The following is a 12,480-nucleotide window of genomic DNA, read 5'->3' on the forward strand; positions in this document are numbered from 1 at the left end:
TACGTCTCCTTAGCGGCCGATCTTCAGACGCATGCCAAGCCATCCAGGTAGGCCGGCGGCTTGAATCTTGCTGGCTGTTTCTTCGTAATCATAGGGAACACGAACCATCGTGACCTCGTGTCGCTGCGTGTCGACAAGAACAAAGCACGCCGCCGGGTTGCCGTCGCGCGGTTGGCCTACCGCGCCGGCGACTACCAGGTGACGCCTGATCTCGGACAACGGCGCCGCCACATTGTCATGCGGCTGAAAATGCGTTGGCCGGCGACCGGGCAGCGCGTAGTAGATGGCGGGAATGTGGGTGTGGCCGCAGAAAACGAAGCGGGCGTCGCTTGCCGAGAGGCAGCGCTCCGCCGCATCCACGTCGCGTATATAGGGCCATTTTCCCGACCGCTCGGCGCTTGCGTGCACATACAGACGGTCCTCGGATTGCAGTGAGAGCGGCAGTCCCGCCAGGAAATCAAGATGTGCCGGAGCGATACGTTCGCGAGTCCACTGGACTGCGAACCGCGCGTTCTCCGTCATGTTGCTTAGATTCAGCGCCACTGCTTCGTCGTGGTTGCCCATGATGCAAAGCGCGCCATCAGCCATCAGATGGGCGGCCTTCTCGATCACATAGATGGGATCAGGACCGTAGCCGACCAGATCACCGAGCAATACCAACTCGTCTGGACTACCGCGTTCGTGGACAGCTTCCATGACCGCGTCGAACGCCTCGCGATTGGCATGGATGTCAGACAGGATTGCAATACGCATTCAACCTTGTCCCAGAGATTGGCAAAACATGGCAAGGCGCGTGCCACGAGTGATTGATACGGCTGCGTCGCGATCATTGGGGACGGCTAAAGCAATTTGCCGTCTCTTTGGGGTGGCGAAACATGGCTGAGTGATGCCGAGTCTGGCTCAGCGTCTGCCGTCGCGCCTTTGTAAACCAAGCGTATGACAAAGACGAAGTATCCGACCTGCAGAACGACCAAGTCGATAATCGCCCAGCCCAGTGCTATCCAGACCGAGCCCGTTACCGCGTAGGTCCACACCGCAACGATGGCCGAGGTGACAAACATTCCCACCACAAACTGCGGAAGATACATCGTTGCGCATCAACCGCCCCGGACCTGATATAAGTTCGAAACGGCTCCCCATTGCTATGCAAAAGCTAAGGGGATCATAGGCATCCGGATTGGCTTGTGGCTTGACGTGGATCAATCAGGCCGGGCGTCAGTCAACTGGTTTCTTTTTGATTGTTGCAAATCTGGCCAATTCCTCGGCCAACAGATTTTTGAGCGTTGCACGACGGTCCGGGTCTGTTTCGGATATGAGCTTGTGCCTGAAATGCTTGATGTTTTCGTGATGTATGTATTCGCGGTAGGGATCCTGCATAACCGTATCCCTCCTTTGGGGAGACGCAACCGCGACGCTAGGCGTCTATTCGGTCCAAGGCCAGCGTAATCGCTCGTTGAAGGCCGTAGCCGCACTTGGCGGCTGCGAATCCGCTCCGTGTTTAAGTAGGTAGTTTCCCGTAGGGATATAACCGAATTTCGCGGCCCCCGGATTCGCGCGATTGCTGTGTTACGGATCAACCGGGAAAACAGCCATGCACGCCCCCACGAGTTCCAGAATCTCACTGCTGTCGCATTCTGTGCAACCAAGCCTGCCGGATGCGTTCGACCCGGCGCCGCTGCAGCCGGTGAGCTTTTTTCCCGCCGGCGCGGAAATCTATGCCCAGGGCGAGAAAGCTGGGGCCTTCTATCAGGTCGAGTTCGGTGCCGTGCGCATCTACCGCTTGCTTGCCGACGGTCGCCGGCAGATCAGCACCTTTCACCTCGCCGGAGAGACATTCGGGTTCGAGGCAGACGCAACACATCATTTCTTCGCAGAGGCAATCAACGCCACGGCTGTCGGCGTTTTGCGGCTCACTACCGGGGCGGACATGTCCCGCCAACTATTGCCCTTGGCGCTGAAGGGTTTGACCCGCGCGCAGGAGCATCTGCTGGTTCTCGGCCGCCAGAACGCCATCGAACGTGTCGCCGCTTTCCTGGTTGACATGGCGGAGCGGCAGGGCGGCTTGCGGCAGGTTGAGTTGCCAATGTCGCGTATGGACATCGGCGACTATCTCGGCCTGACCATCGAGACCGTGTCGCGGGTCTTCACCCGGCTGAAGGACAAGGGCGTCATCCGCCTGCTCAACCTGCGCAGCATCGAAATCGTCAAGCAGGACGTGTTGCAGACCATGGGCGAATGAGGGTGCCTGCCTACGAAAAAGAGAGACGACAATGACGCCGCAGAACCGGCCTCAGTTCAAGGACCAGATGACGATGGACAATACACTTACCACCCACACCGGCTTTCGCTTCGACGTGCGCCGCGCGCGCGCTGAAGATGAGCCGACGCTGGCCGAGTTCTTCACCCATGTGACTCCGGAAGACCTGCGCTTCCGCTTTCTCGGCGCTGTGAAGGAAGTCTCGCATGAACGGCTGGTGGCGATGACGCGTTCAGATGACGCCCATATCCATAATTTTCTAGCATTCTCGACCGATGGGATGCTGATCGCGGTTGCGACGCTGGCGAGCGATCCGGCCGATCGAAACGGCGAGGTTGCGATATGCATTCGCGCGGATCGCAAGCATCTGGGCGTTGGCTGGGAGCTGCTCGCCTATATCGCGAAATATGCCGAAGAACTCGGCCTCAAAGCGATCGAGTCGATCGAGAGCCGTGAAAACCGTGCTGCGATCGAGGTCGAGCGCGACATGGGTTTCACCGTCACGCCCGATCCCGACGATGCGACGCTTGTCCTGGTTCGGCGGGAACTGGGATCGCGATCAGCCGGTTAGCTATCGTGGCCCCTCCCGGGCCGTTGCGGGCGCGGCAGATCGGAAGATGAACATGTCCGTGGCCACAGCGCGTTCTTCATCCGCTGGAATGACAAGCACATCGACGCTGGAATTCGCAGCGCTGACCACCTCCTCGCCTCCTCGGTTTCGCTCCTCGTCGAGGCCGACCCCAAGCCAGGCCGCGGCGGCGCTGATCCTTTCCCGGACCAAGGGCGCGTTTTCGCCGATGCCGGCAGTGAACACCAGCGTGTCCAGCCCTCCCATGGCAGCGGCCAACGATCCTATCTCGCGTCCGATCCGATAGACGAAGAGATCGACAGCCTGTGCGGCGGCAAGATCGTCCGAGCCGATCAGCGTCCGCATATCACCAGATATTCCGGACACACCGAGCAGGCCTGATTGCTCGTAGAGAATCGTGACCAGTTCGTCCCCAGACAGCCGCCGTTCCTGCAGCAAGTGGAGGATCACCCCCGGGTCCAGCGCGCCGCAACGCGTGCTCATCAGCAGGCCGTCCAGGGTCGAAAATCCCATCGTCGTGGCGATGCTCCGTCCAGCGTCCATGGCGCACAGGCTGGCGCCGCTGCCGAGATGGGCGACGATCGTACGGCCACCCGCGCGGGTGCCGTAACGATCATGCAGCTTTGCAGCGATATGGCTGTAAGACAGCCCATGAAAGCCGTAGGACACGATGCCCGCCTCGGACATTGCACGCGGTAGCCCGTAGATTTTGGCGAGCTCCGGCCGGGCTGAATGAAACGCCGTGTCGAAGCACCCTATCTGGAGGGCCTGCGGCAAGAGTTTTGTGGCCAGCGCGACAAGCTCGAGATTGATTCGTTGGTGGATGGGCGCCATCGGCTCAAGCAAGCGCAGCGCTTTTAGCGTGCGTTCGTCGAGCCGCGTTGCTTCGGTGAAGTCACGCCCGCCGTGAACGATCCTGTGCCCTACCCTGTCGATGCGACGCAGGAGATCGTTATCGGCGAGCACGGATGCAACCGCCGCGAACGCCTTGTCCATATCGATCCGTGCTTCGCCCAGGCTCCTATCGATCTTGGACGCGCTGGCCGCGGCCTCGACACGCAGCCGCGGTTGTTGACCGAGGGAGGAGACATTGCCGCGCAGCAGTACCGGAAGTTGGTCACGCCCTTCGAAGACCGCGAACTTCAGGCTCGAAGAACCGCCGTTCAGGACCAGGATCGCATCGGTCATGAAGCCATCCGATATGTTTCCGTCCCTATGTGCTTGAGGTCAATCTGGACGCTTCAGCGCCGCATCAGCATCCTGTCCCCACTTCCAGTCAAGGATCTCGGGCATATCCTGCCCATGGGCGCGAATATAGGCTCGATGTTCAAGCAGCTTGCTGTCCATCGCCTGCTTCAGGCCGACCCGCACGCTCTTCAGTCGCGGCACCCAGTCGAGGGCGCTTTGGACGATATGAAAGCGGTCGAGGCCATTCAGCACCGTCATGTCGAAAGGCGTCGTCGTCGTCCCTTCTTCGTTATAGCCACGCACATGGATGTTGTCGTGGTTGGTGCGCCGATAAGTCAGGCGATGGATGGTCCAGGGATAGCCGTGATAGGCAAAGATGACCGGCTTGTCGGTAGTGAACAGCGCGTCGAAATCGCGATCCGACAGACCGTGCGGATGGTATTCCTTTGGCTGAAGAGTCATCAGGTCAACGACATTGACCACCCTGATCCTGAGATCGGGAACCTGTTGCCTGAGGATCTGCACCGCGGCCAGCGTTTCTAGGGTCGGGACGTCGCCAGCGCAAGCCATCACGAGGTCGGGCTCTGCCCCATCGTCAGTTGACGCCCAGTCCCAGATGCCGACCCCTGCCCTGCAGTGAATGATTGCCCTATCCATCGACAGCCACTGCCAAGACGGCGGCTTGCCGGCGACGATGACGTTGATGCGGTTCCAGGTCTGCAGCACATGGTCGGTCACGCACAACAAGGTGTTGGCGTCCGGTGGCAGGTAGACCCGCACAATATCGGCCTTCTTGTTGAGGGCGACGTCAATGAAGCCGGGGTCCTGATGGCTAAAGCCGTTGTGTTCCTGATGCCAGACATGGCTGGACAACAGATAATTCAGCGATGCGATCGGCCGCCGCCACGGGATATCGCGGCAGGCATCCAGCCATTTCGCGTGCTGATTGAACATGGAATCGACGATGTGGATAAACGCCTCGTAGCAGGAAAATAGGCCATGGCGCCCGGTGAGCAGATAGCCTTCCAGCCAACCCTGGCAGGTGTGCTCAGAGAGGATTTCGAGAACCCGGCCGTCGCGGCCGAGATGGACATCTTCGGGCAGAATCTTTTCCATCCAGGCACGTTCCGTGACCTCGAACACGTCTTGAAGCCGGTTCGAGGCGGTCTCGTCCGGGCCGACGATCCGGAAGTTCTCTGAGGCCTCGTTCAACTTCATGACGTCACGCAGGAAACGACCCATGACCCGCGTCGACTCAGCCTTGATGGCGCCAGGGCGCTCAAGCGCAATGGCGTGGTCATGCAACGCCGGCAGATCCAGAGACCTTCGCAGAAGGCCGCCATTGGCATGCGGGTTGGCGCCCATACGTCTCGTCGCCTGGGGTGCCGTGGCGCGGATCGCAGCGACAGGAGCGCCGGCGGCGTCGAACAGTTCCTCGGGCCGGTAGCTTTTCAGCCACTCCTCGAGCAGCTTGAGATGGGCCGGGTTTTCCGCAAGGCCAGACAAGGGTACCTGGTGCGAGCGCCAGAAGCCCTCGGTCTTCAGACCGTCGACCTCTTTCGGTCCCGTCCAGCCCTTGGGGCTGCGCAGCACGATCATTGGCCATTTTGGTCGTGACGCGGTCGCCGCAGCTCCGTTGCGGGCGGCATGCTGGATAGCCTGGATACTATCAAACGCATCGTCGAGCACGCTCGCCATTCGCTCATGCATCAGCACAGGCTCGTGGCCCTCCACGAACAGCGGCTCATAGCCGTAGCCGGCAAACAGCGCGCGCAATTCGTCTTCGGGAATGCGGGCCAGAATGGTCGGATTGGCGATCTTGTAGCCGTTCAGATGCAGGATCGGCAGCACCGCCCCGTCGCGCGCCGGGTTGAGGAATTTGTTGGAATGCCACGCGGCTGCCAGTGGCCCCGTTTCAGCCTCGCCGTCACCGACGACACAGGCGACGACAAGGTCGGGATTGTCGAAGGCGGCGCCATAGGCATGCGAAAGTGAATAGCCCAACTCTCCGCCCTCATGAATCGAGCCGGGCACATCCGGTGCTGCATGGCTCGGGATACCGCCGGGAAACGAAAACTGCCGGAACAGCTTGCGCATCCCCTGCTCGTCCATCGCAATGTCCGGATTGAATTCGCTGTAGGTGCCTTCCAGATAGGTATTCGCCACCATTGCCGGGCCGCCATGGCCTGGGCCGCAGACATAGATCACATTTGCTTCCCTGAGCCGGATTGCGCGATTGAGGTGTGCATAGATAAAACTCAAGCCCGGCGACGTTCCCCAGTGGCCGAGCAGGCGCGGCTTGACGTGCTCCAACCGCAACGGTTCGCGCAGCAGCGGATTGTCGAGCAGGTAAATCTGGCCGATCGTCAGATAGTTGGCAGCACGCCAATAGGCATCGATATCGTGCAACTCGCGATCGGACAGAAGGCCACGGGAAGCTGGTATTGTCGTATGCTCTGTCATGTCTGGCTCCCATCGCCTGTTGGCGCCCTGTCGCCGGACTGCGACACGGGCCTGTGTTCTTTGATCTGCAGCGAATGGACACCAACGCGTTCGCGCGCTTTCAGTTCATCGCTTCACCGCCTCTATGCGTCGTTGTCCTCGAGCGCCCTGCGCATGCGCCTAATCACCGCTGCGCGACCCCTCTCGTCGGCCGCAGCGGTGACCGCCTCGTTTACGTCCAGGAGAAGCCTTGAAAGGTCGTTGTGCCAGTCGAGGCGGGCAATCTTTCCCGGCGTCAGACGGCGGGGCTCGTTAACCTCGACCGGCAAACTCCGACCTGGGGTCAATTGGAAAGCATCGTCTAGCCTCGGGATGATGATCTTGTCGTCGGGTATCAGTCCTGCAAGCCTTCCACGCAGGCCGCCGAGTCCAGCCTCCTCTCCATGCGTCAGGAACACCTGCTGCTTCACCGGAGTTCGGGCTTTGAGCCAGGCAACCAGTTCGCTGGCGTCGGCGTGGCCGGAATAGAGGTCGAACAGGGTGATGCGTGCTTTGACCTCGACTTCCTCACCCTGGATGCGCACACGCTCAGCGCCGTCGAGCAGTATCCTCCCGAGCGACCCTTGGGCCTGGTATCCGGCCATCATCACCGTGGCGCTCCTGCGCCAGAGATTGGCCTTGAGATGATGGCGGATTCGCCCCGCATCGCACATGCCGCTGGCGGCGATCACCACGAAGAAGCCGGTCAGGCGATTGATCGCCTTGCTCTGTTCCACCGTCTCTGTGAAGCGCAGCTCCTTCGAGTTGAGGGCCAGGCGCAGCACGTCACCCTGTTCGATCTCGTTGGCATGGCGCTCAAAAATCGCACTGGCGCGTGTTGCCAGCGGCGAGTCGACGAAGACCGGGGCTGACGGCACCTCCCCCGCTTTCATGAGCAAATACAGATCGACCAGCAGTTCTTGCGTCCTCTCGACCGCGAAAGACGGAATAATGAGGGGGCCACCGGCCTCGGCGGCGCCACGAACGATGTCGCCGAGCTGGGATCGCCGCTGCTCCGGCGAGACGTCAGGTCGCTCTCGGTCGCCATAGGTCGATTCACAGATCAGATAATCGACGCCCGACGGCCCCTCTGGATCGGTCTGAAGCAGCTTGTGGCCGGGGCCTATGTCGCCCGAGAATATGAGGCGCAGGGGCGCATCCTGCCGGTCGATCTCGAGTTCGACCGATGCCGAACCAAGCAGATGGCCGGCATTCCAGAAGCGGGCGCGAAGGCCTTCGGTGACGGTGGCCCATTCGCCGTATTCCAGAGCCCGGAACAAGGTCATGCAAGCGGCCGCATCCCGCAGGCTGTAGATCGGCTCGACCGGCGGCCGACCGCGCTGCGCGTTACGGCGGTTCAGGTGCTCGACCTCCATTTCCTGAATATGAGCCGAATCCGGCAGCATGACCGAGCAAAGATCGATGGTGGCGCGAGTGGTGTGGATCGGGCCGGCAAATCCCTGCTTGACCAGTTTCGGCAAAAGGCCGCTGTGGTCGATATGTGCATGCGTTAGAATGACGGCGTCAATCGCGTCCGGTGGAAACGGGAACGCACCATAGTTCAGTTCCCTTTCCGACTTCGACCCCTGAAACAGGCCGCAGTCGACGAGAATCCGCCCGCGCGGCGTTTCGATCTCATAGCAAGAGCCGGTGACACCATGAGCCGCGCCGTGGAAGCGCAGAACAGGATCCGTGTCGCGATTGCCTCTCATATCGCCACAACCTAATGCGACAGCAGGACAGGCAGACGCAGATCCGCGAGAATGCCTTCGGTGGCACCGCCAAGCACGAAGTCCCTGACGCGGGAGTGACCATATCCGCCCATGACAAGCAGGTCGCCGCCGATCTTGAGAGCATGTTCCTGGAGAGCTGTTCCGATCGACCGATCCCCTGCCTGGATCGAGGCGGCCTCGGCCACCAGACCACGCGTCCTCAATCCCTGCGCAAGGCGTTCGCCGATGTCCTGTCCAGGAAGTGGCTTTTCATCGTTCACGGTCACAACGGTGATCATGGAGGCCCGTTCGAGAAACGCGTGTGCATCGGCAACAGCCCGTGCGGCCACTCGACTGGCGCCCCAGGAGATAACGACATGTCCAAGGACCCCGACGTCCGTGGAGTCGGGAAGAAGCAGGGTCGGTCGACCTGAGCCGAACAGTATCGCCTCGGCTATCATCCGCGCCGTCTGGTTGGCCGGCGCCCAGCCGGCCAGACAGACATCGAAATAGCGGAACTGCTTCGCGGCAACGTCGCCCATCAAGGCCGGTGGTGCGGTCAGCAGCTGCGTGGTGAGGGTCACACCGCCATGCGCTGCTTCTTTCGTAATCGCCTCCAGCAGGACGCTGCCGCATTTGCGGCTGGCCGCCTCGACCTCTCGTATCTTGTTTGGAAGATCGAGCAAATAGCTCAAGAGCGCGTTCGAAACGTCGGGAATGTCGACATTGATGGCAACAGCATGCAGCGTCGCTTCGATATTCTTGGCGACTGCGACTGCATTCGCTGCGATTTTCGAGGAGCTCGCGTCTGGAAATGTCGCCAAGGACAGAGATGCCATCAGCTTCATCGAATTTCGCCTCCGTTGCGGCAAAGGCCAAACGGCCATCTTTCGCGACATTTGTAATCACAAGGGACGAGGCGAGCTTTGATCCACCGCAAATGCGTGTTCATCCTGAGGGGTGGCCAGGCGTTTGGTTAGGAGCAGCGAGAGCCCTTTGCCCAGCCGCTGGGATGCGGATAGCTCCATGGCTGTGGGGACGCAATCATGCTGTTCACAAGGATCCCGCTCGGGACCCCGCGGTCATCCTAGCTCACGTTGTGGTTTTCGAGTTGGGCATGCCTGGCCAGAAGCTCTTCAGCTATATCCAGTGGGCGGCAGTGAACCATCCGTTGCCAAGTGCTTAGACCGATGCCCGTCCAACTCCGCTGGCGACGGGTGTCGCTCACGCAAAAAAGGCTAAGTCGCGGCTTCGTTTTGCCAGAGAGCCACTGGACCAAATCTGAATCCGTGCGCATTGTAGGAGTGAAGAGGGGGACGATAGTGAAAATACTCAGGTTTACATCGCTGTCCGCGTTGACGGTTCTTTTCGGATGCGGATCAGTACCGAAACCACACTCTGACTACCTGGTTAGCGTCAGAGACATCGTGAACAACATAAGCTGTGAACTCCAGACCGCAGCAAAAGGCGTTCCATTTATCGAGAAGAGTCCGAATGGCTGGCTTGCGGGCGTTGATATGACACTTCAGGTTATTAACGAGGCTGGCGCTACCGCCGACGCCAATCTTGGCGTGCCTCTGATGCCACAGGCATTACTTGTTACCGCATCTAGCACTCACTCTGGCAAAGCCGATCGCCAAAGCACCTTTTCATTCAATGTTGACCTCGGGCATCCCGACAAAATTCAGTGTGACAGGGCAGCCGCTGAAGCCTTGCATGGGCGACGCTTGCGAGGGAACCTTGGCATTCAGTCGTGGCTCACGAACATGGATAGTACAATCGCCAGCACAGGCATCAAGCCTGATAAGGTCGGATACGTGTTGGAATTTACAATTGTCGATAGCGGGACAGGCGGCCCGGCGATTTCTCTGATTCCGGTTGGTGAGTCTGTGCTTGGCTCAGGCCTTTCCCTCACAGCCAGCCGTAACGATGTTCAGACTATGACAATAGCTTACACAGAGAATTCGCCGCCAACGAAACCGCCGAGTGGGGAGAAGCCTAAGAGATCTGGCCCCACCCCCCAAGACAAAGCGAAGAACGATCAATATTTGAATAACCTGATCACCAGAGGGAATGTGATTCAGAAGTTTTAGCCTCGTCGGGGCATGTATCACGCGCACATTGCAGATGCCGAGGACTGCTAGCGGTATCGCTGTTTGATAAAATCGTCCCGACCTGGCGTCAGCACGTTCAGACGCCATAGCAGCAGATGCGGTTGGCCGACGCTCTCAAAGCTGAAACTGAAAAGGTGCGCGAAACGATCGTCAAATTGATGGAAGAAGCAGCAACCGGTCGAACAGCCAGCGTCGTGCTTATGAGCGGCGAAGCGTCAGATCCGGCCCTTTGATGGAGCCAATCAGATGACCGAGAAAGCGTATGCTTGGAACCGGTCCTTTTACTACGAACAACATTACGTCTTTGCCTGGAGGCCCACACGCGCACCAGCGTAATCAATCAATATGCGAGTCTCGAGGGCAGACAGCCCCCCAATATTCATGCCATTGTTTCCCATCATGTAATAATTGTCGGTGCACATGACCAACGTTAGCCCTCTTGCGGAAACCGGCAAAGAAGCCGGAGCGATCTCGTAGTTGAATTCACTGGCATCATCGCCAAGCGTGATAGATATCCTGTCATCAATTGAATGACAGTTGGTAGATCCTATGGTCCATTCTGGATTCTGCACCGGATCAGGCCACTGACTATTGCTTACGCGATTGGTCGGATCTGTCAGGAACACCGGGCCCCCGCCAGTGTCAATTATGGCAATCGGCAGGGGGGCTGGATCGGGCCATGACGTCCGTTCCGCTCCAATACTGAGCGATTTGGCGACTAACGCCATCCATTCAATGCCAGCGACGACTGACATCATCAAGAAACCACCCGGGGCCGTCTTATAGAGCGTCAAATATGAGCCGGTTGCGATTTTTGGCGCAGCGTTGCCCGCTAAGACATTGGCGGACGCTTCATAGTCGAACTCGACACAGGTGTAACCGGTCGCGTAGGAGAGAGGGGCTTGCAGCGTTACCCCGAGACCTGGCGGAGTATTCCAGCCAGAGGCTGACCACGGCAAAATACACCCGGCGCCGAAATTCGCGGTTCGCTCGCCCGATTGGGGGGAATTCGCGGTGCAGGCGTAGAAGAGACAACCCTCGATCTGAAGGGCTGAACCGGCCGCTGTCGCCAGCCTAATTGGACCTTTTACGACGTTCGCTGGACAACCCCAAGGCTCTGTAGCCGTCCCGAGGACTTCGTAATTCGCCTTCCAGTTGGGCAGCGCGGCGATATCTTCCCAATTAGGAACAATAAGGGTCGAGTTCCCCGAGTCGACGAGCAGCCGAACTCGCTTGCTCGTCGCAGCGGGCAAAAACGAGATATCAATATACGAATCGAAATTCGTTTGAAGGGATACAGTAGTTAATGGGATGTCGATTGCATCCGGACGGCTCTTCATTGGCAACTCAAACTGGAGCCCCAGCGTTAGCTCTCGAAATCGCAGAGCGACAGCAGCTTTGTGCCGATCCGTGATGATCACGGGCGAGTGCAGGGTTGGCTTCGAAAAATACATACGTCTTCCCTCACCCAAACAGTCATACAGGAATTAACCGCATCCTTGCGATTAGCATCATATGATCGTCACCTCGAAGCAACAAATACCGAATATCAGCGAAACGACTCTTTCAACTTCTATTTACGTTCACTATAGAGTTTAAATGCAAAAGTCGTCGCCCCTACGTGGCCATTTGGCGCCACTGCTCCCTGCAACCTTGGTGTGGCGCACGCGGCAGCGGTGTAGCCGCGAAGACCATCGTAATGCGCGCCCCAAGCTCGGCGTCAGACGCCTCGGAGGCTCGCGTCCAGCTGGGTGTAGAACCGGACTCGCCCCTAAACCTCATTTGCCTGCATCACGGTGTTTGCCGCCGATTTCACAAATACCACGACAGCCGGCATCGCCCTCGCGGAGGGTGACACCCCTGCGCGAACCATCGACTGTAGCCCCTTATGCCGCCGTCTATTGCTACAACCTGGATTGCGCTAGCAGCACATGACAATGCAGTCGGAGCCGCCCTCCGCAGAAAGCGTCAAAGCGCCTTTTGCAGCTCCGGCAGAATGACGAAGAGATCGCCGACGAGGCCGTAGTCGGCAACCTGGAAAATCGGCGCCTCCTCGTCCTTGTTGATGGCGACGATGACCTTCGAATCCTTCATGCCGGCGAGGTGCTGGATGGCGCCGGAGATGCCCACCGCGATGTA

The 12,480-nt window shown here is 59.2% G+C and carries 12 protein-coding genes and 1 pseudogene; 4 read left to right on the plus strand and 9 right to left on the minus strand.

What is annotated here, in order from left to right; genetic code table 11:
• Positions 1-9: 9 nt before the first annotated feature.
• The 3 genes from C8D77_RS35785 to C8D77_RS37935 all read right to left on the minus strand — a co-directional run bounded on the left by C8D77_RS35785 (position 10) and on the right by C8D77_RS37935 (position 1,377).
• Positions 10-753, minus strand: a complete 744-nt coding sequence (locus C8D77_RS35785; protein WP_109672530.1) for a metallophosphoesterase family protein — start codon at positions 751-753, stop codon at positions 10-12.
• Positions 754-839: 86 nt separating this feature from the next.
• A complete protein-coding gene (locus C8D77_RS35790) occupies positions 840-1,088 on the minus strand; it encodes a hypothetical protein (protein WP_109672533.1) in 249 nt (82 codons plus the stop codon).
• A 127-nt stretch (positions 1,089-1,215) separates the two neighbouring features.
• Positions 1,216-1,377 (minus strand): hypothetical protein, encoded by a 162-nt coding sequence (locus C8D77_RS37935; RefSeq protein ID WP_164771011.1) that lies wholly within the window; start codon positions 1,375-1,377, stop codon positions 1,216-1,218.
• A 214-nt stretch (positions 1,378-1,591) separates the two neighbouring features.
• On the opposite strand from C8D77_RS37935, the gene C8D77_RS35795 reads away from it, so the two are divergent.
• A complete protein-coding gene (locus C8D77_RS35795) occupies positions 1,592-2,239 on the plus strand; it encodes a helix-turn-helix domain-containing protein (RefSeq protein WP_109672535.1) in 648 nt (215 codons plus the stop codon).
• A 73-nt stretch (positions 2,240-2,312) separates the two neighbouring features.
• The gene (locus C8D77_RS35800; RefSeq protein ID WP_109672564.1) at positions 2,313-2,828 is read left to right on the plus strand and encodes a GNAT family N-acetyltransferase; all 516 of its coding nucleotides are present in this window, start codon (positions 2,313-2,315) and stop codon (positions 2,826-2,828) included.
• Here the strand turns inward: C8D77_RS35800 and C8D77_RS35805 are convergent, their stop codons facing one another.
• From C8D77_RS35805 to C8D77_RS35820, 4 genes are all read right to left on the minus strand, one after another.
• Positions 2,829-4,034 carry an acetate/propionate family kinase gene (locus tag C8D77_RS35805; RefSeq protein WP_109672539.1) on the minus strand — a complete coding sequence of 402 codons (1,206 nt, stop codon included), beginning with the start codon at positions 4,032-4,034 and terminating at the stop codon, positions 2,829-2,831.
• Between the two features lie 39 nt (positions 4,035-4,073).
• Positions 4,074-6,497, minus strand: coding sequence for a phosphoketolase family protein (locus tag C8D77_RS35810; protein ID WP_109672541.1), 2,424 nt, complete (start codon positions 6,495-6,497; stop codon positions 4,074-4,076).
• Between the two features lie 122 nt (positions 6,498-6,619).
• A complete protein-coding gene (locus tag C8D77_RS35815; protein WP_109672543.1) occupies positions 6,620-8,227 on the minus strand; it encodes an MBL fold metallo-hydrolase in 1,608 nt (535 codons plus the stop codon).
• Between the two features lie 11 nt (positions 8,228-8,238).
• Entirely contained in the window at positions 8,239-8,922 is a 684-nt protein-coding gene (locus tag C8D77_RS35820) for a universal stress protein (RefSeq protein ID WP_245951970.1), read from the minus strand.
• A 732-nt stretch (positions 8,923-9,654) separates the two neighbouring features.
• On the opposite strand from C8D77_RS35820, the gene C8D77_RS35825 reads away from it, so the two are divergent.
• Both C8D77_RS35825 and C8D77_RS38925 read left to right on the plus strand, forming a co-directional pair.
• On the plus strand, positions 9,655-10,320 hold the full coding sequence (locus C8D77_RS35825; protein WP_146211869.1) for a hypothetical protein: 666 nt from the start codon (positions 9,655-9,657) through the stop codon (positions 10,318-10,320).
• A gap of 122 nt (positions 10,321-10,442) precedes the next feature.
• Positions 10,443-10,574, plus strand: coding sequence for a hypothetical protein (locus tag C8D77_RS38925; protein ID WP_281277077.1), 132 nt, complete (start codon positions 10,443-10,445; stop codon positions 10,572-10,574).
• A gap of 63 nt (positions 10,575-10,637) precedes the next feature.
• Here the strand turns inward: C8D77_RS38925 and C8D77_RS35830 are convergent, their stop codons facing one another.
• Positions 10,638-11,795 carry a hypothetical protein gene (locus C8D77_RS35830; RefSeq protein WP_109672551.1) on the minus strand — a complete coding sequence of 386 codons (1,158 nt, stop codon included), beginning with the start codon at positions 11,793-11,795 and terminating at the stop codon, positions 10,638-10,640.
• Positions 11,796-12,309: 514 nt separating this feature from the next.
• Positions 12,310-12,480 (minus strand): annotated as a pseudogene (locus C8D77_RS35835) (FAD-binding protein); the annotation flags it as partial.

Origin of the sequence: Mesorhizobium loti (assembly GCF_003148495.1) — a bacterium.
GTDB lineage: Bacteria > Pseudomonadota > Alphaproteobacteria > Rhizobiales > Rhizobiaceae > Mesorhizobium > Mesorhizobium loti.